The sequence below is a fragment of the Streptomyces sp. NPDC021749 genome, assembly GCF_040640655.1.
In the GTDB taxonomy this organism is placed as follows: domain Bacteria; phylum Actinomycetota; class Actinomycetes; order Streptomycetales; family Streptomycetaceae; genus Streptomyces.
Window position 1 is genome coordinate 95,940 of the sequence record NZ_JBFACE010000006.1, and the last position, 23,139, is coordinate 119,078.

Sequence of the window (23,139 nt, forward strand, 5' to 3'; positions counted from 1 at the left end):
AACGGCCAATTCACCGAACCCACAAGGGGGATCGTTCGCCGTGACCGCACGACGACCACTGCTGACCGCCGCTGCCGCGGGATCGGTGCTGTTCGCCCTGTGGTTCGTCCCCTCCGCGCATGCGATCGTCGGCACCCAGGGAGCGGACGGAACGAAGAATTCCGCCGCGGACCGGGAGGTGCGGACGCAGTCCGTGCCGGCGGAGCCGGGGGCGGCCGGCGGGGCGCAGCCGGACCGCGAGGCCGGGTCCCCCGTGGCCCCGTCGCACTCCCTCGCCGACACCGGCAGCCCGGACACCACGCCGTACGTGATCGGCGGCGCCGCCTGTCTCGCCCTCGGGGCGGGCCTGGTCAGCTACTCGGTGCGCCGCAGCCAGGGCGGAGCCGTCTGAGAGGCGGCCCCGGAACGTCACGGGGCGCCCGGCGCGGGAACGACCCCGCGCCGGGCGCCCCGTTTCCGTATCAGGCCAGCTCTCCGGTGACCGCCTCCACGGCCGCCACCAGCTTCCCGTCCCGGACGAACGCGTACGCGGCCTCCAGGTCCGGCGCCAGGAAGCGGTCCTCGCCGGGGCCCTGGATGCCCGCGGCACGCACCGCGTCCAGCACCGCGCGGGTGGCCGGCGCCGGGGTCAGGCCCTCGCGCAGTTCGACGGCGCGGGTCGCGGCGAAGAGCTCGACGGCGACGACCCGGGTCAGGTTGTCGACGGCGGTGCGCAGCTTGCGCGCCGCCGACCAGCCCATCGAGACGTGGTCCTCCTGCATGGCCGAGGACGGGATGGAGTCCACCGAGGCCGGGGCGGCCAGCCGCTTCAGCTCGCTGACCAGCGCGGCCTGGGTGTACTGGGCGATCATCAGGCCCGAGTCGACACCCGGGTCGCCGGCCAGGAAGGCGGGCAGGCCGTGCGAGCGGTTCTTGTCCAGGAGGCGGTCGGTGCGGCGCTCGGCGATCGAGCCGAGGTCGGCCGCGGCGATGGCGAGGAAGTCCAGGACGTAGGCGACCGGCGCGCCGTGGAAGTTGCCGTTGGACTCGACCCGGCCGTCGGGCAGCACGACGGGGTTGTCGACCGCGGCGGCCAGCTCGCGGTCGGCGACCAGCCGGGCGTGCGCGAGGGTGTCCCGGCCGGCGCCGGCGACCTGCGGGGCGCAGCGGATGGAGTAGGCGTCCTGGACCCGCGGGGCGTCGTCCTGGTGGTGGCCGGTGAGGCCCGAACCGGCCAGCACCTTGTGCATGTTGGCGGCCGAGGCGGCCTGGCCGGGGTGCGGGCGGATGGCGTGCAGCTCGGGGGCGAGGACCTTGTCCGTGCCGAGCAGCGCCTCCATGGAAAGGGCGGCGGTGATGTCCGCCGAGGTGAACAGCCGGGCGAGGTCGGCGCAGGCCATGACGAGCATGCCGAGCATGCCGTCGGTGCCGTTGAGCAGCGCCAGGCCTTCCTTCTCGCGGAGTTCGACGGGCTCGATGCCGTGCGCGGCCAGCAGTTCGCCGGCCGGCCGGACCACGCCGTCCGGGCCCTCGGCGTCGCCCTCGCCCATCAGCGTCAGCGCGCAGTGCGAGAGCGGGGCGAGGTCGCCGGAGCAGCCGAGCGAGCCGTATTCGTGCACGACCGGGGTGATGCCGGCGTTGAGTATCGCGGCCATGGTCTCGACGACCACGGGGCGGACGCCGGTGTGGCCGCTGGCCAGGGTCTTCAGGCGGAGGAACATCAGCGCCCGGACGACCTCGCGCTCGACCCGCGGGCCCATGCCGGCCGCGTGCGACCGGACGATGTTGCGCTGGAGCTGGACGCGCAGTTCGGGGCTGATGTGGCGGACGGCGAGGGCGCCGAAGCCGGTGGAGACGCCGTAGACCGGGTCGGGCTTGGCGGCGAGTTCGTCGATGAAGGCGCGGGAGGCGGTGACGGCGGCGAGGGCCTCCTCGGACAGCTCGATCCGGGCCGCGCCGCGGGCCACCGCGATGACGTCCTGTGCGGTCGTGCCGGACGTCCCCAGCACCACAGTGTGCATATCCATATTCAGGCACCCTAGAGACTGAATCGCCGAATGTCACCACCGAGTTTTGCGCTCACCCCTTACGGATCTCCACACGCCGGCCGCGCGGCCGCACACCGGTTCCCGGCGGATCACCTCCGGAAGCGGCGGCGCTCCGGGCCCGGCCGCCGGTCCGGGGTGTCCGCGAGCCGGACCACCGGGTCGTCCTTGCCGCCGTGCCGCCCGGCGACCACCGGCTCGTTCGAGAGCGCCGCCTTGGCCTTGTACTGCGCGGCGTCGGCGAGCCGGAAGAGCCGGCGGGCGCTGCGCACCGGGCCGATCGGGTCGCCGGTCGAGGCGACCCCCACCGCGACCCCCTCGCCGAGCTCCAACTCACCTGCCCGCTCGCAGAGTTCGCCGGCCACCTTGACCACGTCGTCGGCCGGCGGGCCCACCGCGAGCAGACAGAACTCGTCGCCGCCGAGCCGGGCCGCGAGGGTGCCGGGCAGCATCGCCCCGCACAGCGACAGCACCGAGCCGAACCGTTCCAGCAGCCGGTCGCCGACCGCGTGCCCGCGGGAGTCGTTGACCCGCTTGAGCCCGTTGAGGTCGCAGACCACCAGGCTGACCACGGTGCGTTCGGTGCGGTGCAGTTCCAGCCCCTCGTCCAGCCGCATGTCGACGGCGCGGCGGTTCGCCAGGCCGGTCAGGGCGTCGGTGAAGGCCAGCCGACGGGCCTCGGCCAGCCGCTCGGTCTGGGCGATCCCGGCGGCCGTGACGGCGGCCAGCACGCTCGCGAAGTCGGCGTCCGCCCGGCCGAAGACGGGCGCACCGGCGGGCCGGGCGACGTACAGCTCACCCCAGGCCCGGCCGTGCAGCACGATCGGGGCCACGACGCAAGAGCCGCGCCCCCGGCGGCGCAGCGCGGCCACCCGCTGCCGGTTGGCGGCGCCGCCCCCGCAGTCCGCCGGACCGCCGGGCGGCGGATCGACGGTCTCCACCCAGGCACTGGGCTCGCCGCCCCCGGCCCACTGTTCGTGCAGGAAGGCGACGATCTCCGGGAACTCGTGGACCGGGTAGCTCTCGTCGTCCGGGAACTCCTCCTCGTCGTCGGCGAGTTCACCGACGTTGACGAGCACCCGCAGCTGCCCCAGCTCGCGCTCCCATTTCGAGATCGCGGCGAACGACCCGCCCAGGGCCTGGCGCACACCCTGCGCAGCGGCGTGTGCCGAGTCGCGCGGCGTGTGCGCGGCCGCCATCGCCTGCGCCAGCTCCACCACGGCCCGCAGCCTCGCATCACCCTCGCCGTCAGCCGCCACCGGACCCTCACATTCCGTCACCGTGCGCACCGCTCTGTACTACAGCGTAGGAATGTTTAACCCGTTCCGCCCCCTTTAAGTGTGCAGGCAACACCTGGGCGTGATCCGCGTCCTCGGTGGTGGCGGCCGGACGCGACAGCAAGAGCCCGGCAACTACGGAGCGTTACCCGACGCTACTCCCCGGGCCAGTCCGGGTCCCGCTTCTCGTTGAAGGCTGCGACGCCCTCCGCCCGGTCCCCGGAGAAGGCCACACTGCGCCAGGCGCCGTCCTCCACCTCCAGTCCGGCCCGCAGGTCCAGCCCGTGCCCCAGGCGCAGGGCACGCTTGGCGGCGCGCAGCCCGACCGGGGAGTTCCGGGCGATCCGGGCCGCCAGCTCCAGCGCCTGGCTCCGGTCCTGCCCGTCCGCGGCCAGCTGGTCGACCAGCCCCAGCTCCACGGCTTCCGGAGCCGGCACCCGCCGGGCGGTGAACACCAGCTCGGCGGCGCGCGCGGCGCCCACCCGGCGCGGCAGCAGCTGCGTCCCGCCGCCGCCGGGGATGACGCCCACCGAGACCTCCGGCAGGCCGACCACCGCGGTGCCGTCCGCGACGATCAGATCGCAGGCCAGCGCCAGTTCGAAGCCGCCGCCGAGGGCGAAGCCGTGCACCGCGGCGAGGGTGGGCACCGGCAGCTCCAGGACGCCGGTGTAGGCGGCGCGGGTGTGCGGGCGCTGGCGCATCAGGTCCGCGTCCGTGAAGGAATTGCGCTCCTTGAGGTCGGCGCCCACGCAGAACGCCCGCTCATGGGTGGAGCTGAGCACCACGGCCCGCACGGAACGGTCCGCGGCCAGTTCGGCGCAGGCCTCGGACAGTGCGTCGGCCATGGCCGTGGACACCGCGTTCATCGCCTTCGGGCGGTCCATGACCAGTTCCGCCACGAAACCGTGGCGCCGGACGGCGACCCAGCCGTCCGCGCCGAACCGCCGCTCCTGTTCCTGCCCCTGCATCCGGCCCTCCCTGTTAACGAGCGTTGACCTGACGGACTGCTGGGATCATGCCAGGCGGACGCCCCGCGGAACAGGGCCGACCGCGCGGAACGGGCCCGGCGGACCGCACCCGGCGGGGAACCGGCAGGCTCAGGTGCGGCGGGTCAGCAGCCAGGGCTCGACGACGCCCAGCCCGCGCACCGGGCGCTGCCACATCGGCTGGAGCGCGAAGCGGTACGACGGCGGCGGCTCGCCGGTGCCCTCCTCGGCGGCCTTCTCCGCGGCCGCGGCGTCCGCCTCGGAGACCGGGGCGTCACCGATCCGGCCGAGCTCCTCGGCGAACGCCTCGTCCACCAGCACGGTGTCCTTCGGCGCTATCGAGGTGAGCCGGCTGGCCAGATTGACGGTCGTACCGAAGACGTCGCCCATCCGGGTCGTGACCGTGCCGAAGGCGATGCCGACCCGCAGCTCCGGCATGGTCTCGTCGTGGGTCATGGTCTCGATCAGCCGCAGCCCGATCTCGGCGGCGACCCCGGCGTCGTCGGCGGAGAACAGCACCTCGTCGCCGAGGGTCTTGATCAGCCGGCCGCCGTGCGCCGCCACCAGATCGGAGCAGGTGGTCTCGAACGCCTCGACCAGCTCGCCGAGTTCCTCCTCCTCCAGGCGCCGGGTCAGCCGGGTGAAGCCCACCAGGTCGGCAAAGCCCACGGCCAGCCGCCGGTCGACCATCTCGGCGTCGTCCTGGGCCCGTACGACCCGGCCGGTCGCGGCGGCGAGCTGGCGCCGCCAGACGTAGACCAGGAACTCCTCCAGCTCGGGCAGGAGCAGTTCGACCAGCGGGTAGGTGATCTCGGTGCGGGTCAGACCGGAGTCCTGGGGCTCGGTGAGGCCCTCCAGGAAGGAGTCGATCTGCCAGTCGGCCAGCCGGGCGGTGGTCTGGCCCGTGGAACGGGCGACCTGGATGGCCATCGCCTCGCTCAGCAGACCGGCCTCGACCAGACCCGCGAGCCGCCGCAGGGCCAGCACGTCGGCCTCGGTGAGCGCCTTGACCTGGCCGATGTCGGCGAAGCCCATGGCCCGCCAGAAGCGGGACGCGAGGTCCATGGAGACCCCGGCGCTGCGGGCCGCCTGGAACGGCGTGTACCGGCGGTCGGCGCCGAGGATGAGCTGTTCGAGGCGGACGGCGATGTTGTTCTCGTCGCCGTCGCCGCCGGCCCCCGGGGGGTCGCCGGCCGGGACATCGCGTACGGCATCGCCCTCGGTGGCCACATCGCGCGGGGTGGCGCCCGAGTCGTCGGCACTCACCGGCCGCTCCCTGTCCGATCCCTGCGCACTGCCCTTCCGATCACTGCTCGCCCGTGGCCCGCTCCCCGGCGGACCGCCTCAACGATACGGCAGGTGTGCTCTGGCTCACTCTCACATGTCGGCCCTGACCATGGAAGAGGTGTGGACACGCCGCCCGGTGGGGCCGGTCGGCCCGCCCGGCGCGGGGGCTCACCGGGGGCGCACGGCGGGGGCCGGGAGGGGGCTCATCAGGAGCCGTCCGCCGGGCGCAGATGGACGATGTCGCCCGCCCCGACGGGCTGCTGGACACCGTCCGCGGTGGCCAGTACCAGCCGCCCGTCACCGTCGATCGCGACCGCCTCACCGGTGATCTCCTGATCGCCCGGCAGTTCGGCGCGCACCGAACGGCCCAACGTGGCGCAGCCGGCCGCGTAGGCCTCCTGCAGACGGCTGCGGGCCGGGTCGCCGTCCGCGTCCTGCCAGCGGCCGTACCACTCCTCCAGGGAGCGCAGCACGGCACGCAGCAGCGGGTCGCGGTCGGTGTTCCGGGCGCCGGCCAGGGCCAGCGAGCCCGCGGTCGGCACCGGGAGTTCCTCGGCGGTCAGCGACACGTTGAGGCCGACGCCGAGGACGACGCCGGGGCCGGCCCGTTCGGCCAGGATGCCGCCGGTCTTGCGCTCCTGGCCGTCGACGGTGACGAGCAGGTCGTTGGGCCACTTGAGTGCGGTGTCGACGCCGGCCGCGCGGGACAGGGCCGTTGCGGTGGCGACCCCGGCGAGCAGCGGCAGCCAGCTCCAGCGCTCCAGGGGGGCGCGGGGGACGAGGAAGACGGAGAAGAACAGGCCGGAGCGCGGCGGCGCCGACCAGGTGCGGTCGAGCCTGCCCCGCCCGGCGGACTGCTCCTCGGCCACCAGAACGGCGCCCTCGGCCTCACCCTTGGCGGCCCGGGTGGCCAGGTCGGTGTTGGTCGAGCCGGTGGCGGGCACGACGTCCAGACCGGTCCACAGGCTCTCCGGCCGCACCAGGGCCCGGCGCAGCGCGGCGGCGTTCAGCGGGGGCCGGCCCAGATCGCTCCAGCGGCCGGCATCTTTGTCCCGGTTTCCCGGTGGTTGAGGCGTCATGCCACCAGCCTAGGTGTGGTCAACGACGCAGTGCCGGTGAGCAGTCCCGCCGATACGCTACGGATTGGTAGCCACACACGTACCACCCTCAGTACGAGCACCAGTCCAGGACGAGCAGGAGCCGCATCCCGATGTCCGAGCCGGAAGCAAACACCCACACCACCGCGGGCAAATTGGCGGATCTGCAGCGGCGGATCGAAGAGGCCACCCATGCCGGTTCCGCCCGCGCGGTGGAAAAGCAGCACGCCAAGGGCAAGTTGACGGCGCGTGAGCGCATCGATCTGCTGCTGGACGAGGGCTCGTTCGTCGAGCTGGACGAGTTCGCGCGGCACCGTTCGACGAATTTCGGGATGGAGCAGAGCCGCCCGTACGGCGACGGCGTGGTGACCGGCTACGGCACCGTCGACGGCCGCCCGGTCGCCGTCTTCTCGCAGGACTTCACGGTCTTCGGCGGGGCGCTCGGCGGGGTCTTCGGCGAGAAGATCGTCAAGGTGATGGACTTCGCCCTGAAGACCGGCTGCCCGGTCATCGGCATCAACGACTCCGGCGGCGCGCGCATCCAGGAGGGCGTGGTCTCGCTCGGCATGTACGGCGAGATCTTCCGCCGCAACACCCATGCCTCGGGCGTGATTCCGCAGATCAGCCTGGTCGTCGGCCCGTGCGCGGGCGGTGCGGTCTACTCCCCCGCGATCACCGACTTCACCGTCATGGTCGACCAGACCTCGCACATGTTCATCACCGGACCGGACGTCATCAAGACGGTCACCGGTGAGGACGTGGGCTTCGAGGAGCTGGGCGGGGCCCGGACGCACAACACCACCTCCGGTGTGGCGCACCACATGGCGGGCGACGAGAAGGACGCCATCGAGTACGTCAAGGGCCTGCTGTCGTACCTGCCGTCCAACAACCTCTCCGACCCGCCGGTGTACCCGGAGGAGGCGGACCTGGAGACCTCGGACGCCGACCGCGAGCTGGACGCGCTGGTCCCGGACTCGGCCAACCAGCCGTACGACATGCTCACCGCCATCGAGCACGTCCTGGACGACGGCGAGTTCCTGGAGACCCAGGCGCTCTTCGCCCCGAACATCGTCACCGGCTTCGGGCGGGTCGAGGGCCACTCGGTCGGCGTGGTCGCCAACCAGCCGATGCAGTACGCGGGCACCCTGGACATCAAGGCCAGCGAGAAGGCCGCGCGGTTCGTGCGGACCTGCGACGCGTACAACATCCCGGTGCTGACCTTCGTCGACGTCCCGGGCTTCCTGCCGGGCACGGACCAGGAGTACGACGGCATCATCCGGCGCGGCGCCAAGCTGATCTACGCGTACGCCGAGGCGACGGTCCCGCTGATCACCGTCATCACCCGCAAGGCGTTCGGCGGCGCCTACGACGTCATGGGCTCCAAGCACCTGGGCGCCGACCTGAACCTGGCCTGGCCGACCGCGCAGATCGCGGTGATGGGCGCCCAGGGCGCGGTCAACATCCTGCACCGCCGCACGCTCGCCGCGATCGAGGACCCCGCGGCGCAGGAGCAGCGCCGCCAGGAGCTGATCCGGGAGTACGAGGACGCCCTGCTCAACCCGTACGTGGCGGCCGAGCGCGGCTACGTCGACGCGGTGATCATGCCGTCCGAGACCCGCCGGCACATCGTCCGGGGGCTGCGCACGCTGCGCAACAAGCGCGAGGCGCTGCCGCCGAAGAAGCACGGCAACATCCCGCTCTGACCGGCCGGTACACGGCGGACCGGCAGTACACGGCGAGGACCGGCGAGGACCGGCGAAAGGAGCCGTCTCGATGATCAAGGTCGTACGGGGCAATCCGACACCCGAGGAGCTGGCCGCCGCACTGGCAGTGGTGCAGGCCCGTGCCGCGGCGGCCGCTGCCGCAGGGCCCGGGGGCGGCGAGCACGGCAGGACCGAATGGGCCGATCCGGCGGCCACGGTCCCGGCGCGGTCGCGGCTGCCGCACCACGGCCCGCGAGCCTGGCGGACGAGCTACTGGCCGCGCTGACCGCCCGCCGGCCGGCCGGTGCGGTGCCGCCCGCCCCTCCGGCCGATCGATGCATGATGCATTGACTAGTCCTTCGGACCGTGGCGCCTGAGTACGCGTACTCAGGCGCCACGAGCGTCATGGGCACAGGATCGTTACATGCTGTGGTCCGATCCGCCCGATGAACCGCCCGAGGAGCTGCGCGACGCGCAGGCCAAGCTCCGCCGGCTGGGCATCGTGCTGGCGGTCGCCGCAGTGGTGCTGATGGTCATGCTCGCCGAACGGTGACCCGGGCGGACCCGCGGACGGCCGCCCCGGGGAGGTAACGCTCACACCCGCCGACCGTTCCCGACCGCAACCATCCCCCCGTCTTTCGCATCTTTCCCTCTTGACAGCGCAATTCGGACGCCCGGCCTCCGGGCCGGCCGCCGACGGTGAGTGGGAGAGCGATGAACAGGCCGCTGAGGCACATAGCCGTCTTCTGCGGGGTACTGGTGCTGGCCCTGCTGGTACGGGTGACCTGGGTCCAGTTCGTCCAGGGCGACGAGCTCTCCAACGACCCGTACAACCGCCGCGTGAAGATCGAGGCGTTCTCCTACCCGCGCGGCAACATCATCGTCGGCGGCAAACCGGTCACCGGCTCGGTGGCCACCTCCGGCGACTTCAAGTTCAAGCGGACGTACACCGACGGCCCGATGTACGCCCCGGTCACCGGCTTCGCCTCGCAGGCCCAGGGCACGACCTTCCTCGAAGGCATCTACAACAAGCTGCTCAGCGGCAAGGACGACAAGCTCGCCCTCAAGCAGGCCCAGGCCATCCTGACCGGCGAGAAGCCGCGCGGCGGCGATGTGATCACCACCATCGACCCCAAGGCCCAGAAGGCCGCCTACAAGGGGCTGACCGACCTGAACGCCAAGGGCGCGGTGGTCGCCCTCGACCCGCGCGACGGCCGGGTCCTCGCGCTGGCCTCCACCCCCTCGTACGACCCCTCGGTCTTCGCGGGCATCTCCAACTCCGAGGCCCGGAAGTTCAAGGCGCTGGACGCCGACAAGAGCAAGCCGCTCAGCAACCGGGCGCTGCGCGAGACCTACGCCCCCGGCTCCACCTTCAAGATCGTCACCGCCGCGGCCGCCCTGGAGCACGGCGTGGTCACCGACATCGACGCCCACACCGGCGCCCCCGCCCCGTACCAGCTGCCGCTCAGCACCACCAAGATCGGCAACGACGTGGCCGGTGCGCCCTGCGACAAGGCGTCCCTGAAAGTCGGTATGCAGTGGTCCTGCAACAACGTCTTCCTCGACACCGCGCTGAAGGTCGGCAAGGACAAGATGCGCGAGACCGCCGAGAAGTTCGGTTTCAACTCCGACGTCTACGACAAGGAGCTCGGCGACCTGCTGGCCACCAAGAGCCTCTACCCGGAAAAGCTCGACAAGCCGCAGACCGCGCTCACCGGCATGGGCCAGGGCAGCCTGACCAGCACCCCGATGCAGATGGCGATGGTCGCCGCCGCGCTCGCCAACGACGGCAAGCTGATGATGCCGCACATCGTCGACGAGCTGCGCGGCCCCGACCTGACCACGATCCAGAAGTTCGAGCCGAAGATGATGTCCCAGGCCGTCTCCGCCGACACCGCGAAGAAGGTGCAGCAGATGATGGAGTACACCGTCGCGGAGGGCACCGCCGACAAGGCCAAGATCGACGGCGTGACGGTCGGCGGCAAGACCGGCACCGCCCAGCACGGCGCGAACGTCAACGACGAGCGGCCCTACGCCTGGTTCGTCTCCTACGCCAAGCAGAGCGACGGCTCCTCCCCGGTCGCGGTCGCCGTCTTCGTCGACCCCAAGGACATGGACATCCCGCGCTCCGAGATCGCCGGCGGCAAGCTCGGCGGCCCGATCGCCAAGCAGGTCATGCAGGCCGTCCTCGGCAAGTAGTCCGCCTGCCGCCGGCCGGTCCCGGCTCCGTACGATGGCGGGCATGACCGAACAGCCGCGCCCCCGCCGTCTCGTCCTCGCCTCCCAGTCACCCGCCCGGCTGGGCCTGCTGCGCCAGGCCGGGCTGGCGCCGGAGGTCATCGTCAGCGGCGTCGACGAGGACGCGCTCACCGCCGACAGCCCCGCCGAGCTGGCCCGCATCCTGGCCGAGGCCAAGGCCGCCGCGGTCGCCGCCCGCCCGGATGCGGCCGGTGCGCTGGTCGTGGGCTGCGACTCGGTCCTGGAGCTGGACGGCCGGCCGCTCGGCAAGCCGGCCGACGCGGAGGACGCCACCGCCCGCTGGAAGTCGATGCGCGGCCGGTCCGGCGTGCTGCAGACCGGCCACTGCGTCATCGACACCGCGGCGGGCGGCCGCCGGGTCTCCGCCACGGCCTCGACCACGGTCCGTTTCGGCGAGCCGACCGACGCCGAGATCGCCGCCTACGTCGCGAGCGAAGAGCCGCTCTTCGTCGCCGGTGCCTTCACCCTCGACGGCCGCTCGGCACCCTTCATCGACGGCATCGACGGCGACCCCGGCAACGTCATCGGCCTGTCCCTGCCGCTGCTGCGCCGCCTGCTGGCCGAACTGGACGTGGCGATCACCGACTTGTGGACCTGAGCCGCCGGGCAGGCGGCTCGACCAGGGGAACAACTCAAACGGGGGGATCATGAACCACCACGCGCCGGCGCATGCCGCGACGGCCCACACCGCGCTCAACCACAACGTCGGCCTGCTCATCGGGCTGCTCGTCGTCGCCGTGATCATCCGCCGCCAGCTGCGGACGCGTCCGGTGCGGCCCAGGGCGTCCCTGATCGGCCCGGCCGTCCTCGGCGTCCTGGGCGTGGCCGCGCTGTCCTTAGGCGTCGCCTCGGTCGTCGAGGAACACCCGCTGACGCCGGCGACCGCCGCCCTGGTCGTCGCCACCCTCGCCCTCGGAGTGCCGCTCGGCCTCGTCCGGGCGACGACCGTACGCGTCTGGCACGACCCGGAACGCGGCGCCCTGCGCAAGGGCACGCTGATCACCACCGCACTGTGGCTGGTGTCCGCCGCCCTGCACGCCGGCATGGCGCAGTGGATCGACCACACCGCGGCGGCCGGCCTGCTGGGCTTCTCGACGCTCTACCTCTACCTGTGCGTGACGTACGGCGTGCAGGGCCACGCGGTACGCCGCCGGGCGGCCCGGCTCCCGGCGTAACGCGGGCGGCCGGGGGACGGGGTGCGACCGGGGGCGTCCCCGGGCGGATATCCGCCCCCCCGGCGGCGGTTCGGCCTCTACTCTGCCCCCATGGCAACTGTCGTCGAACTGATCAGCTACCCCGTCAAGGGCTGCGCCGGTGTGCCGGCGGACGAAGCGGAGCTCACCGAGGCCGGGCTCGCCCATGACCGCAGCTTCCTGGTCGTCGGTGCGGACGGCGTCTTCCGCAGCCAGCGCACCGACCCCCAACTGGCGGTGATCCGCCCGGAGATCAGCGCCGACGGCACCCGGCTCACCCTCTCCGCCCCGGGCACCGGGCCGCTGCACTGCCGCATCGAGGACGGCACCGCCTCGCCCGCCAGGGCGGACGTCACGATGTTCGGCGCGCCCTACCGCGCCGTCGACCAGGGCGAGGCGGTCGCCGGGTGGCTGTCCGAGGTCCTCGGCGCGCCCAGCCGGCTCGTCCGCGTCCCGCCGGAGCACGACCGGGTCACCGACGGCCTCACCCCCGGCACCTCCGGCTTCGCCGACTCCAGCGCCGTCCACGTCCTCTCCCGCGCCTCCCTCGACGACCTCAACTCCCGTATCACCGCGGCCGGCCGCGCACCGGTCCCGATGACGCGCTTCCGCCCCAACATCGTGGTGGACGGCTGGGACGCCCCGCAGACCGAGGACCGCGCCCGGCGGGTCACGGTCGGCGGCGGCGAACTGGGCTTCACCAAGCTCGCCATCCGCTGCGCGGTCACCCTCGTCGACCCGGCGACCGGCACCAAGGCGGGCCCCGAGCCCCTGCGCACCCTCGCCGGTTACCGCCGGATGCCCGAGGGCGGCGTCGCCTTCGGCGCGAAGTTCTCCGTGACGGCCACCGGAAAGGTGACGGTCGGCGACGCATTCCACGTCACGTCGTGGGGAACCGATTGACCCGATAAGCCCGGTCGGCCCGACCGGCCCGGGTCCGTCCACCCAAGGAGTGCGCTGATGCCCCGGATCCTGCTCGTCGCCGGTGACGCCACCGAAGACCTGGAGTTCTTCTACCCGTACCAGCGGCTGCTGGAGGAGGGCTACGAGGTCCACGTCGCGGCCCCGTCCCGCAAGAAGCTGCGGTTCGTCGTGCACGACTTCGTCGAGGACTTCGACACCTACGTCGAACGCGAGGGCCACTCCTGGCCGTCCGACGTGGCCCTGTCGGAGGTCGACCCGGCCGAGTACGCCGCGCTGGTCCTCCCCGGCGGCCGGGCCCCCGAATACCTCCGCAACGACACCGACTTCCGCCGCGTCGTCACCCACTTCTTCGACGCCGACAAGCCCGTCGCCCACATCTGCCACGCGGCCATCACCCTGGCCCCCCTCGGCGTCCTCAAGAACCGCCGCACCGCCGCCTACCCCGCCTGCGCCCCCGACGTGGACCTCGGCGGCGGCACCTTCGTCGACGCCTCCGCAGTGGTCGACGGCAAGATCGTCTCCGCCCGCGCCTGGAACGACCACCCGGAATGGATGCGCGCCTTCATGGAGGTGCTGCGGGAGCATGCGCCGGTGAAGGGGTGACCGGCCGACGCCCCGGGGAGCCGGTCGGCGCCCCGGGGCGTCAGAACACCGGCAGGGCGTACAGCGACGTGCCGTTCATGACGAAGACGCGGTTGCCGTCGGCCGCCAGCCAGCGGCGGTCCGCCGTGGGCAGCTTGTAGGACCAGACGGGATAGCCGGTCTCCTGGTCCACCGCGTTGACCTGGTTCCAGATGTCCTCGTCGATGAACCACACGCCGCTCCCCTGGACGAGCACCGGGCGGCTGAGGTCGGCCGTGCCACGGCATTCCATGATCTTGCTACCGTCGCTGCGCTTGATCTTGCGGGCCCAGTTCCCGTGCGTCGCGTAGAGCAGATCGCCGTCGTACGGGGTCGCGGGCCCCCAGTCCTGGTGTTTGTGCCAGGCCGCATCCCGCGCCTCGACCTTCCACAGCTCCTTGCCGTCGGCCAGTCTCCGGGCCGTGAGGGTGGTGCCGCCCAGGTAGACGGCCGAGCCGTGCACCGCCGGCCGGAGCTCCCCGTCCCCCTGCTTGTCCAGCTTCCAGACCCGGTGACCGTCAGAGGTGGCGAACGCCAGGACGTCGCCCTTGTCGGTGGAGACGACCAGCCGGCCCTCGGCGGCGACGCCCGGCGGGGTGAGGGCGCCGCGGAAGTCGCCGGTGGGCCGCGCCGTCCAGCGGACCTTCGCGTCGGACCGGCCGACGGCACGCAGCCGGTGGTCCTTGGTGACGAGGTAGACCGACTCCTCGTCCGCGGCCAGGAGTTGGTCGGCGTCGGCGTCGGCGGTCCAGCGGGGTTCGCCCGTGGAGGCGACGTAGGTGCGCAGCGTCCCCTTGGTGTCGACCGCGGCGATCAGGCGGTCGGAGAGCGAGAGGTAGCGGCCCTGGCCGCGGATGCCCTTCGCGGCCCAACGGCGTTTGCCGTCCACGACGTTGTACGCCGCGATGCCGCCGCCGGCCGCGCCGACGACGATGACGTCCCGTACGGGCAGCGGTGCCGGGGTGTCCTCGGCGAGCACGTTGATCGGGCCCCACAGCGGCTTCGGTGAGCCGCCGACGAGGTAGTCGCCGTCGTCGCCGTTGAGGACGTGCGCCATCGGGGTCTTGACGGCCGGCGGGAAGGCGAAGAGGTCGGTCTTCTTCCGGGGGGTGGCCTCGGTACGCGGCCAGAGTGCGGCGGCCGCGCCGCCGCTCGCCGCGACGACCACCCCGCCGACGGCCAGGCCGGTGAGCAGCCGGCGCCGGGTCACCGCCTTCGGGGCGCCGGGGGCGCCGGGTGTGCCGGGGACACCGGGGGTGAGCGCCACGGCCATGGTGGTCAGGTCGCGGATCCTGGTCTCCCGCTCCTTGATCGCGTCCGCCACCTTGCCGCGCCGCCAGGCCCGTTCGGCGCCCTTGGGCGGTGCGAGGGCCGCGGCGATCTGGGCCGGCGTGGGCCGGGCGGCCGGGTCCTTGGCGAGGAGGGGGAGGAGCAGCGGGCGCAGTGCCTCCGGGACGCCGGTGAGGTCGGGTTCGTCGTGGACGACCTTGTACTGGAGCGCGGCGATGTGGCTCGCGTCGAAGGCCCGCCGTCCGCCGGCCGCGTGCACGAGGACCGCGCCGAGGGAGAAGACGTCGGCGGGCGGTGCCACCCGGCGGCCCAGGACCTGTTCGGGCGCACCGTAGCCGGGGGTGACCGGGATCTGCCCGGTGGAGGTGAGGGTGAGGCCGTGCTCCGGGCGGGCGATGCCGAAGTCGATGACGCGCGGGCCGGTCGAGGTCAGCACGATGTTCGGGGGCTTGAGGTCGCGGTGGATCAGGCCCGTGGCGTGGATGTCCGCCAGCGTGCGGGCGATCGAGGCGGCGAGGGCGCGGACGGCCGGTTCGTCGAACGGGCCGTACGCCTCGACGGCCTCGTCGAGGGTCGGCCCGGCGAGGAACTCGGTGGCGATCCACGGCCGGCCGCCCTCGGTCTGCGCGCCCAGCACCCGCGCCACGCCCTTGCTCGTCACGGCCTGCGCCGCCTGCGCCTCCCGGACGAAGCGCTGCACGAGGTTGGTCTCGTGGGTGAGTTCGGGCCGGAGCACCTTGACCGCGGCGACGGTCCCGGTGCCGTCCTGGCCGACGTAGACCTTGCCCATACCGCCTTCGCCGAGCACGCCGAGGAGGCGGTACGGGCCGAGGCGAAGGGGGTCGCCGGTGCCGAGCGGGTTCATGGGAGGAAGCCTTCTACGGGGTCGGGGGGCGGGTGTGGCGCGGGCAGGTCACTGGAGGGGGAAGGCGGCCAGGAAGTCCTTCCCGGACGCGAGGATCACCTTGCCGCGCTCCAGCGCGGTGAAGCGGTCGCCGTTGGCCTGGTAGAGGTGGGCGGTGGTGCGCGCGGAGCGGTCGATCGCCCGGAGCGCACCCTCGTCCTCGTGGTACGTGTACGCGAAGCGGGTGCCGATGACCGGGCGGGAGGTGAGGGACGCCCGGACCCCGTCGCCGCCCTTCTCCGTCCAGCGCGGCTTGCCGCTGCGGGCGTCGGCACCGACCAGGCCGCGGCCCGCCTGCACCGCGTACACCACACCGTCCTTCAGCAGCGGCACGCCGTGGCTCGTCCCCGCGGGCGCCGCCCACGCCTGCCGGCCGTCGCTCAGCCGCAGCGCCCGCAGCCGTCCGCTGCCCAGGTAGAGGTGGCTGCCGTCGGCCGCGAGCGGCCGGCGTGCGTCGTCCGGTTCGATGCCGTCCCACGGCTCGTCCCAGGCGACCTTGCCGGTACGGGTGTCCCGGGCGACGATCCGGACCGTGCCGTCGTTCCGCTCCTGCAGGAGCAGCAGCCGGTTGCCGACGAGCCTGGCCGCGAGGAAGTGGTCCTGGAACGACTTCTGCGGCCGGAACTCCAGCGGCACGGTCCACCGGCGGTTCCCGGTGCCGAGGTCCGCGGCGGTCACCGCCCAGGCGTTCTGGCGCGGGTACTGCTTGGCCTTACCGAGCGAGATCGCCAGATAGGCGGTGCCGCCGGAAACCGCCAGCAACTGGCTGTCGATTCCGTTGAACTGGGCGTCCGTCACCTCGGCGAGGTGCCTGCCGGCCTTGCCGGTGGCGAGGTCCACCCGGGCGAGGTAGCGCGAGACGTGGCTCGGAAAGGCACTGCCGTGCTCGTAGCGGGCGACCCGCACGTTCCGGTAGACGTTCCGGCCGTCCGAGGCGACCTGCCAGGTGTCGTCGATGTCGGCCGTCCACTTCACCGCACCCGTCGCCGGGTCGATGCGGTACATCTGCGTGGGGGCGAGCAGGACGGCCGCGTCACCGAGGACGAAGGGCGCCTCGGGCGACTCCTCCTTTTCCGTGCCGCCGGTCTGGATCTGCCACAGCGAGTCCCGCTTCTTCTTCTTGAGGGCACTCACGCTCGGGCCCGGCGCCGGCTTCTTGTACGGGCCCGTCGGCCCCGGCTCCGGTTCCCCGCCGCCCAGCCACGCCCACACGCCCGCCCCGGCGCCCGCCGCGCCCAGTACGGACCCGGCACCGGCCATCAGCAGCCGCCGGCGGGAGGGGCCGGGCGGGGCGGGTGCGGCGGCGGACGGAACGGTCGGCGGCTGGTCGGGCGGGGCCGGCAGCCGCTGGGGGACGATCTGCCAGACCTCGTTCGCGCGGCGGCCGATCTCGGCGAGGACGGGGGCGGGCAGCCGGTCGGCGAAGGTGTCGGCGAAGTCGCCGGAAGCGTCCTGGAGTTGGGCCGCGAGGCGATCCGTGTCCGGCCGTTCGGCGGGGTCCTTGGCCAGACAGGGGCCGAGGATCGCGGCCAGGGCGACGGGGACGCCGGTGAGGTCCGGTGCGGCGTAGTGGACGCGGTAGAGGAGGTCGGCGGGCCGGCCGTCGCCGAACGGACCGCGGCCGGTGGCGGCGAAGACCAGGACGCCGGCGAGCGCGAAGACGTCACCGGCCGGGGTGTGCTCCTGCCCGGCGGCCTGCTCCGGCGACATGAACGCCGGGGTGCCGACCGCGACGCCCGTACGGGTCAGCCGGTCGTCGCCGAGTGCCCGGGCGATACCGAAGTCGATGACCTTCGGGCCGTAGGCGGTGACCATGATGTTCGACGGTTTGAGGTCGCGGTGGACGACATCGGAGCGGTGCAGCTGGCCGAGCGCCCCGCACAGCGCCGCCCCAAGGGCGCGGACCGTCGCCTCGGGCAGCGGGCCGGCCAGCGCCACCGCCTCGTCGAGCGGCGGGCCGATCACGTACTCGGTGGCCATCCAGGGGGTGGCGGCCAGCGGATCGGCGTCGACGACCTGCGCGCCGTGGCGGCCGCCGATCACCCGGGCGGCGTCCGACTCCAGCCGGAAGCGGGTGCGGAACTCGGTCTGCGTGGCGATCCGGGCGTGCAGGGTCTTGAGCGCCACGGTCCGGCCGCCCGCGGAGCGTCCCAGGTAGACGGTGCCCATCCCGCCGCTGCCGAGCCGGGCGATGAGGCGGTACGGGCCGAGGGCGGGCGGGTCGTCGTGCGTGAGGGGGGAGGGCATGGCGGCGTCAGTCCTGGGGTGCGGCGGGCGGGGCCGGGGTGTTCGCGGCGAGCAGTTCGGCCGACTGGCGGGCGAGCGCGGCGATGATCCGGCCGGGCAGCCAGCCCGGGCCGAGCGCGGCGGCGGCCCGCCCGGCCGGATCACCGGAGGCGTCGAGCACGGCCGCGGGCGGTTCCCGGTCCGCCGGGCCGCCGGGGGCGGGGACCGCCGTACGGGGCACGAGCGCGTCCAGCAGCTCGGCGGGGCGCGGCCGGGCCGCCGGATCGCGGGACAGGCAAGCGGTGAGGACGGACCGCAGGTCGGCGGGCAGTTCGCCCCGACCCGGCACGGTATGGCCGGTGGCGGCGTACACGAGCGTCGCACCCAGGGCGTAGACGTCACCCATCGGCTGCGGGGGCCCGCCGTCGGCCTGTTCGGGTGGCAGGCTGCCGTACTCCAGCCCGGGCAGCCCACAGCGCGCGGTGCCGTCCGGGGCGGCGGCCCGTACCGCGCCGAAGCAGGTGAGCCGGGGCCCGTCCGCCGCCAGCAGCACCGCCCCGGGCGACACCCCGGCATGCGCGAGGCCCTGCCCGTGCCCGATGACCAGGGTCTCCACCAGGGCAGCGCCGAGAGCCCGTACGGTCCGCTCGGGCAGCGGTCCGCCGTGCACCGCGAGCGCGCCGGGCAGCGGCACCACGGGAACGTACGGGCGGGCGTGCCAGGGGGACCCGCCGGGCGCGGCGACCTCGGCGGCCGGCGCGGACCAGGGCCCGAGGAGATAGCGCGAGGTCTCCGCCTCCGCGCGGAAGCGCACCGGATCGGCTCCCGGCAACGGCACGCCGAGGAGGACCGTACGGTCGCCGTCCGCGCTCCGCCCGATGAACCGCCGTTCGGGGACGGGAATGCCGCGGGTCCCGTCGTCCAGCCGGCGGAGCACCGCGTACGGGCCGATCCGCCCGCCGCGCACCTCTTCCCCCGCGCCCGCAACCGGCGCCTGCATCCGCGCACCATCCCCCGTCGACGACACCGCCCGAAGAGCCTACCGGGGCGTATCGCGGCGCCCGCCGGGGCCTCGACGGGCGCCCGGGCGGCGGCGGTTCGCGGTGGTCAGAGCGCGCCCGGTGCCGCCGGCCGCGGTCCGTTCGGGGGACCGCCGGCGGACGGACCGCCGGCCGGGTCACCGTTCGCGGGGGCGCGCCCCTCGCCGTACGCCACCAGCGTCAGCACCAGCAGCGACAGCACCACCATCAGCGCGAGGAACGCGGGCCAGCCGGCCAGGCCGACGGAGAGGGCGCCGACGATGCCGTGCACCACCGCCGCGCTGATCAGGACGATCCGGGTGAAGCCGCCGGGGGCCCGGTCGCGGACACCCGTACGGAGCAGGATGCCCGCGCAGAACAGGAGATAGAGGCCGAAGACGGCACCGGCTATCCAGGAGCCGGCGGACATCGCCCGCGGGTCGAGGCCCGCCAGCGACATCTGCTGCCGGTCCACGACGATGCTCAGGATCCAGTTGAGCAGCACGATCCCGCCCGCCTCCAGGACCAGTACCACCGCCGCGGCCAGGGCCACCGGTCGTCGCGCCACCACATCCACCCACTTCCGCCAAGTGCCGGGCCCGATGCCGGTGCCGCGCACAGCCGCCGCCCGGAGTCCAAGAAGGGCATCGCGCACGCTACTAATGGGTAATAGCCGGGGCAAGGGTTCTGCACGGGTGGGTGCGGGACGCTGCGCGGGCCGTGCCCCCCGACCGCGCCCCCGGCACGCCCGGCGGACGGAGCAGCCCGCAAAGTTTCCTTCGCCCATTCGTAGGGACTCCACAAAGAATTGACGATCCGCTGGATGCGGAACGTTCGAGATCTAGGCCACACCGCGTCCCGCGTCGGAGCCCGGGAATCCGGGCCTACCCTGGGATACCAGGGGACTTAGGTCCCTCACTGGCGCCCCGAGCACACTCCGTGTGGGAAAGCTCACCCCAGGGAACGGGTCGGCACGCGGTGTCGCCAGTCCCTAAAATCGCCGCATCCCTTTGTTGCGGCGAAGCGCCAAGGAAGGACCCATCGTGCGCAAGGTGCTCATCGCCAACCGTGGCGAAATCGCTGTTCGCGTTGCCCGTGCATGCCGGGACGCGGGGATCGGCAGCGTCGCTGTCTACGCCGACCCCGACCGGGACGCACTGCACGTCCGCGCGGCAGACGAGGCGTACGCCCTGGGCGGTGACACTCCTGCCACCAGCTACCTGGACATCGCCAAGGTCCTGGCTGCGGCCGCCGATTCGGGCGCGGACGCCATCCACCCCGGCTACGGCTTCCTCTCCGAGAACGCCGAGTTCGCGCAGGCGGTGCTCGACGCGGGGCTGACCTGGATCGGCCCGCCCCCGCAGGCCATCCGCGACCTCGGTGACAAGGTCGCGGCCCGGCACATCGCCCAGCGCGCCGGCGCCCCGCTGGTCGCCGGCACCCCCGACCCGGTCTCCGGCGCGGAGGAGGTCGTCGCCTTCGCCAAGGAGCACGGCCTGCCGATCGCGATCAAGGCGGCCTTCGGCGGCGGCGGCCGCGGCCTGAAGGTCGCCCGCACCCTCGACGAGGTCCCGGAGCTGTACGACTCCGCGGTGCGCGAGGCGGTCGCCGCCTTCGGCCGCGGCGAGTGCTTCGTCGAGCGCTACCTGGACCGCCCGCGGCACGTCGAGACCCAGTGCCTGGCCGACAAGCACGGCAACGTGGTCGTCGTCTCGACCCGTGACTGCTCGCTCCAGCGCCGTCACCAGAAGCTGGTGGAGGAGGCCCCCGCGCCGTTCCTGACGGACGAACAGAACGCCGAGCTGTACCGCGCGTCCAAGGCCATCCTCAAGGAGGCCGGCTACGAGGGCGCCGGCACCTGCGAATTCCTCGTCGGCCAGGACGGCACCATCTCCTTCCTGGAGGTCAACACCCGCCTCCAGGTCGAGCACCCGGTCACCGAGGAGGTCACCGGTATCGACCTGGTCCGCGAGATGTTCCGGATCGCCGACGGCGAGGAGCTCGGCTACGACGACCCGGCGGTGCGCGGCCACTCCTTCGAGTTCCGCATCAACGGCGAGGACCCGGGCCGCAACTTCCTCCCCGCGCCCGGCACGGTCACCCGGTTCGACGCGCCGACCGGCCCCGGTGTGCGTCTGGACGCCGGCGTCGAGGCCGGCTCGGTCATCGGCCCGGCCTGGGACTCCCTGCTGGCCAAGCTGATCGTCTCCGGCGCCACCCGCGAGCAGGCCCTGCAGCGGGCCGCCCGCGCCCTGGCGGAGTTCACCGTCGAGGGAATGGCCACCGCCATCCCGTTCCACCGCACGGTCGTCCAGGACCCCGCCTTCGCGCCCGAACTCACCGGCTCCGCCGACCCGTTCACGGTCCACACCCGCTGGATCGAGACCGAGTTCGTCAACGAGATCCCGCCGTTCGCCGCGCCCGGCGGCGAGGAGGCCGAGACCGACGCCCGTGAGACGGTCGTCGTCGAGGTCGGCGGCAAGCGCCTGGAGGTCTCGCTGCCGTCCTCGCTGGGGATGCCGCTGGCCCGGGCCGCGGTCGCCGGCGGCGCCAAGCCCAAGCGCAAGGCCGCCAAGAAGGCCGGCAGCGCCGCCTCCGGCGACGCCCTCGCCTCCCCGATGCAGGGCACCATCGTCAAGGTCGCCGTCGAGGAGGGCCAGCAGGTCACCGAGGGCGAACTGGTCGTCGTCCTGGAGGCCATGAAGATGGAGCAGCCGATCAACGCCCACCGCACCGGCACGGTCAAGGGCCTGACCGCCGAGGTCGGCGCCGCGCTCACGTCCGGCGCGGTGATCTGCGAGATCAAGGACTGACGCGGCAGCGGTCCGCACGACGCGTGAGGGGCTCCCGGCGAACGCCGCCGGGAGCCCCTCACGCGTATCCGCCCGCCGCTAGGAGTTCCCCACCACGTCCTCCGGGAACGTCAGCTGCTCGTTCATCCAGGTGAGCGCGGCGGGCAGTTCGCGCCGCCAGGTGGCGAAGTTGTGGCTGCCGTGGTCGAGGACGACCGAGTCCGCCTTCATCGGCGGGCGCACCGCGGCCAGGAAGTCCCGCGCGGCCGGGTAGTTCTTCTCACCGGTGCGGCTCGTACCGATCAGCACGTTCACCTGCGGCGCCGGCAGATGCCGCAGCCGCCACACCAGATCGTGCTCCTGGCGCCGCCGGGCCCGGTCCCGGCCGTCACCGAAGAGGTTGCCGGTGGTCGGGTCGTTGCTGACCTTGTAGTCGGGCGAGAGGGCGGCCGCCGAGGTGTACGTACGGTCGTGCCGCATGGCCAGCTGCAGCGCGCAGCTGCCGCCCGAGGAGTAGCCCAGGACGCCCCAGCCGCCCGGGTCGTGCCCGACGCGGTAGTGCGACTTCAGCGCCTCCGGAACGTCCCGCGCGAAGAACGTCTCGGCCTGCGGGCCGCCGGGCACGTCGACGCACTGGGTGTCGCGCGGCGGCGCGATGGTGGGCCGCATCATCACGATGACCGTCGGCTGCATCCGCCCGGACCGGATCATCGCGGCGGCGGTCTGCGGCAGCCGCAGGTGCTGCCCCAGCAGGAACGTCCCGCCCGGATAGCCGCTCAGCGCGACGATCACGGGGAAGCGCTGGCGGGCGTACTGCGGCTGGAAGTACTGCGGCGGCAGATAGACGTACGCCGGGTCCGCCGCCCGGGTCCGCCGCCCGACGATCCGCACCGACTCGACCCGGCCCACCAGCTCCGGCCGGCCCTTCGGCAGCCCGTGCACCTTGTCCAGGCCGTCCGGACCGGACGTCTGCACCAGCCCCTTCGACGGGTCGCCGGCCGGGCCCGCCGCACCGCCGTCGCCCCACTTGCCGACCGCGGCCGGCGCATCGTCGTACAGGCCGAGCAGTTCGTGCCACGACGCGTAGAACTGGAAGTTGGCGTTCACCGCCAGCCCGAGCGCCGAGACGACGGCCAGCTGGGTCAGCACGATCGAACCGAGCCGCCCCAGCATCGCCCGCGGACCGCGCCCGGCGAACCGCGGCCACAGCCAGAGCGTGAGCGCCACACAGACCACGGCGACCGCGGCCATGGCGTACAACAGCGACCGGCTGGTCAGTCCCATGACGATTTTCCCCAGACGTCCCGCGCCGTGCCCCGCTCCCCCGGCGGCCCGCCACGGCGTATTCCGCGGTCCTCCGGAAGGGCCCGGAAGACCTCATTGCGCCAGGTTTGATGTCCCTTGACGCCCCGGCGTTGCGGGCCCCCGCAGGAGTTCGCCCGCGCGACCACTGGGGGATGCCGGGGCTTCATGCGCGGTCCGCCGGACGGCCACTTCCCGGCCCGGGCCGGGCCCCTTCCCCTCCCGCGGGAACTAC

General features: G+C 73.4%; 20 protein-coding genes. 10 read left to right on the forward strand and 10 right to left on the reverse strand.

Annotated elements, in window-relative coordinates:
* The first annotated feature begins 40 nt into the window (after positions 1-40).
* Positions 41-391, forward strand: coding sequence for a hypothetical protein (locus AB0G35_RS08190; RefSeq protein WP_360945593.1), 351 nt, complete (start codon positions 41-43; stop codon positions 389-391).
* 70 nt (positions 392-461) lie between these two features.
* Here AB0G35_RS08190 and hutH read toward each other — a convergent pair whose 3' ends face one another.
* The 5 genes from hutH to AB0G35_RS08215 form a co-directional block, all read right to left on the reverse strand.
* Positions 462-2,006, reverse strand: a complete 1,545-nt coding sequence (gene hutH, locus AB0G35_RS08195) for a histidine ammonia-lyase (RefSeq protein WP_360945596.1) — start codon at positions 2,004-2,006, stop codon at positions 462-464.
* Between the two features lie 110 nt (positions 2,007-2,116).
* Positions 2,117-3,223 carry a diguanylate cyclase gene (locus AB0G35_RS08200; protein WP_360946052.1) on the reverse strand — a complete coding sequence of 369 codons (1,107 nt, stop codon included), beginning with the start codon at positions 3,221-3,223 and terminating at the stop codon, positions 2,117-2,119.
* Positions 3,224-3,456: 233 nt separating this feature from the next.
* Entirely contained in the window at positions 3,457-4,269 is an 813-nt protein-coding gene (locus AB0G35_RS08205) for an enoyl-CoA hydratase-related protein (protein WP_360945599.1), read from the reverse strand.
* Between the two features lie 129 nt (positions 4,270-4,398).
* The gene (locus AB0G35_RS08210; protein WP_360945602.1) at positions 4,399-5,553 is read right to left on the reverse strand and encodes an adenylate/guanylate cyclase domain-containing protein; all 1,155 of its coding nucleotides are present in this window, start codon (positions 5,551-5,553) and stop codon (positions 4,399-4,401) included.
* Between the two features lie 227 nt (positions 5,554-5,780).
* Positions 5,781-6,653, reverse strand: a complete 873-nt coding sequence (locus tag AB0G35_RS08215; protein WP_360945605.1) for a biotin--[acetyl-CoA-carboxylase] ligase — start codon at positions 6,651-6,653, stop codon at positions 5,781-5,783.
* A 131-nt stretch (positions 6,654-6,784) separates the two neighbouring features.
* Between AB0G35_RS08215 and AB0G35_RS08220 the strand changes: the two genes are divergently transcribed.
* The 8 genes from AB0G35_RS08220 (at position 6,785) to AB0G35_RS08255 (ending at position 13,353) form a co-directional block, all read left to right on the forward strand.
* Complete coding sequence (locus AB0G35_RS08220) at positions 6,785-8,374, forward strand: acyl-CoA carboxylase subunit beta (protein ID WP_360945608.1); 1,590 nt, start codon at positions 6,785-6,787, stop codon at positions 8,372-8,374.
* A gap of 70 nt (positions 8,375-8,444) precedes the next feature.
* Entirely contained in the window at positions 8,445-8,660 is a 216-nt protein-coding gene (locus tag AB0G35_RS08225; RefSeq protein WP_360945611.1) for an acyl-CoA carboxylase epsilon subunit, read from the forward strand.
* Between the two features lie 138 nt (positions 8,661-8,798).
* Complete coding sequence (locus AB0G35_RS08230) at positions 8,799-8,927, forward strand: hypothetical protein (protein WP_360945614.1); 129 nt, start codon at positions 8,799-8,801, stop codon at positions 8,925-8,927.
* A 161-nt stretch (positions 8,928-9,088) separates the two neighbouring features.
* Entirely contained in the window at positions 9,089-10,573 is a 1,485-nt protein-coding gene (locus AB0G35_RS08235; protein ID WP_360945617.1) for a penicillin-binding protein 2, read from the forward strand.
* Positions 10,574-10,616: 43 nt separating this feature from the next.
* Positions 10,617-11,231, forward strand: a complete 615-nt coding sequence (locus tag AB0G35_RS08240) for a nucleoside triphosphate pyrophosphatase (protein WP_360945620.1) — start codon at positions 10,617-10,619, stop codon at positions 11,229-11,231.
* Positions 11,232-11,280: 49 nt separating this feature from the next.
* The gene (locus tag AB0G35_RS08245; RefSeq protein ID WP_360945623.1) at positions 11,281-11,808 is read left to right on the forward strand and encodes a hypothetical protein; all 528 of its coding nucleotides are present in this window, start codon (positions 11,281-11,283) and stop codon (positions 11,806-11,808) included.
* A gap of 90 nt (positions 11,809-11,898) precedes the next feature.
* Positions 11,899-12,729 (forward strand): MOSC N-terminal beta barrel domain-containing protein, encoded by an 831-nt coding sequence (locus AB0G35_RS08250; RefSeq protein WP_360945626.1) that lies wholly within the window; start codon positions 11,899-11,901, stop codon positions 12,727-12,729.
* A 57-nt stretch (positions 12,730-12,786) separates the two neighbouring features.
* Complete coding sequence (locus AB0G35_RS08255; protein ID WP_360945629.1) at positions 12,787-13,353, forward strand: DJ-1/PfpI family protein; 567 nt, start codon at positions 12,787-12,789, stop codon at positions 13,351-13,353.
* 40 nt (positions 13,354-13,393) lie between these two features.
* On the opposite strand, the gene AB0G35_RS08260 is transcribed toward AB0G35_RS08255, so the two are convergent.
* From AB0G35_RS08260 to AB0G35_RS08275, 4 genes are all read right to left on the reverse strand, one after another.
* Complete coding sequence (locus AB0G35_RS08260) at positions 13,394-15,526, reverse strand: PQQ-binding-like beta-propeller repeat protein (RefSeq protein WP_360945632.1); 2,133 nt, start codon at positions 15,524-15,526, stop codon at positions 13,394-13,396.
* 48 nt (positions 15,527-15,574) lie between these two features.
* Positions 15,575-17,812, reverse strand: coding sequence for a protein kinase (locus AB0G35_RS08265; protein ID WP_360945635.1), 2,238 nt, complete (start codon positions 17,810-17,812; stop codon positions 15,575-15,577).
* A 7-nt stretch (positions 17,813-17,819) separates the two neighbouring features.
* Complete coding sequence (locus AB0G35_RS08270; protein WP_360945638.1) at positions 17,820-18,791, reverse strand: serine/threonine protein kinase; 972 nt, start codon at positions 18,789-18,791, stop codon at positions 17,820-17,822.
* A gap of 107 nt (positions 18,792-18,898) precedes the next feature.
* Complete coding sequence (locus tag AB0G35_RS08275; protein ID WP_360945641.1) at positions 18,899-19,378, reverse strand: hypothetical protein; 480 nt, start codon at positions 19,376-19,378, stop codon at positions 18,899-18,901.
* A 475-nt stretch (positions 19,379-19,853) separates the two neighbouring features.
* Here AB0G35_RS08275 and AB0G35_RS08280 point away from each other — a divergent pair, with 475 nt between their 5' ends.
* Positions 19,854-21,623 carry a biotin carboxylase N-terminal domain-containing protein gene (locus AB0G35_RS08280; RefSeq protein ID WP_360945644.1) on the forward strand — a complete coding sequence of 590 codons (1,770 nt, stop codon included), beginning with the start codon at positions 19,854-19,856 and terminating at the stop codon, positions 21,621-21,623.
* Between the two features lie 78 nt (positions 21,624-21,701).
* Here AB0G35_RS08280 and AB0G35_RS08285 read toward each other — a convergent pair whose 3' ends face one another.
* Complete coding sequence (locus AB0G35_RS08285) at positions 21,702-22,886, reverse strand: alpha/beta hydrolase-fold protein (protein WP_360945647.1); 1,185 nt, start codon at positions 22,884-22,886, stop codon at positions 21,702-21,704.
* Between the last annotated feature and the right edge of the window lie 253 nt (positions 22,887-23,139).

Coding starts and splice junctions, on each gene's coding strand:
- hutH (WP_360945596.1), bottom strand. CDS start 2,006: ATGGATATGCACACTGTGGTGCTGGGGACGTCCGGCACGACCGCACAG.
- AB0G35_RS08200 (WP_360946052.1), bottom strand. CDS start 3,223: ATGGCGGCCGCGCACACGCCGCGCGACTCGGCACACGCCGCTGCGCAG.
- AB0G35_RS08205 (WP_360945599.1), bottom strand. CDS start 4,269: ATGCAGGGGCAGGAACAGGAGCGGCGGTTCGGCGCGGACGGCTGGGTC.
- AB0G35_RS08215 (WP_360945605.1), bottom strand. CDS start 6,653: ATGACGCCTCAACCACCGGGAAACCGGGACAAAGATGCCGGCCGCTGG.
- AB0G35_RS08220 (WP_360945608.1), top strand. CDS start 6,785: ATGTCCGAGCCGGAAGCAAACACCCACACCACCGCGGGCAAATTGGCG.
- AB0G35_RS08225 (WP_360945611.1), top strand. CDS start 8,445: ATGATCAAGGTCGTACGGGGCAATCCGACACCCGAGGAGCTGGCCGCC.
- AB0G35_RS08230 (WP_360945614.1), top strand. CDS start 8,799: ATGCTGTGGTCCGATCCGCCCGATGAACCGCCCGAGGAGCTGCGCGAC.
- AB0G35_RS08235 (WP_360945617.1), top strand. CDS start 9,089: ATGAACAGGCCGCTGAGGCACATAGCCGTCTTCTGCGGGGTACTGGTG.
- AB0G35_RS08240 (WP_360945620.1), top strand. CDS start 10,617: ATGACCGAACAGCCGCGCCCCCGCCGTCTCGTCCTCGCCTCCCAGTCA.
- AB0G35_RS08245 (WP_360945623.1), top strand. CDS start 11,281: ATGAACCACCACGCGCCGGCGCATGCCGCGACGGCCCACACCGCGCTC.
- AB0G35_RS08250 (WP_360945626.1), top strand. CDS start 11,899: ATGGCAACTGTCGTCGAACTGATCAGCTACCCCGTCAAGGGCTGCGCC.
- AB0G35_RS08255 (WP_360945629.1), top strand. CDS start 12,787: ATGCCCCGGATCCTGCTCGTCGCCGGTGACGCCACCGAAGACCTGGAG.
- AB0G35_RS08260 (WP_360945632.1), bottom strand. CDS start 15,526: ATGAACCCGCTCGGCACCGGCGACCCCCTTCGCCTCGGCCCGTACCGC.
- AB0G35_RS08265 (WP_360945635.1), bottom strand. CDS start 17,812: ATGCCCTCCCCCCTCACGCACGACGACCCGCCCGCCCTCGGCCCGTAC.
- AB0G35_RS08270 (WP_360945638.1), bottom strand. CDS start 18,791: ATGCAGGCGCCGGTTGCGGGCGCGGGGGAAGAGGTGCGCGGCGGGCGG.
- AB0G35_RS08285 (WP_360945647.1), bottom strand. CDS start 22,886: ATGGGACTGACCAGCCGGTCGCTGTTGTACGCCATGGCCGCGGTCGCC.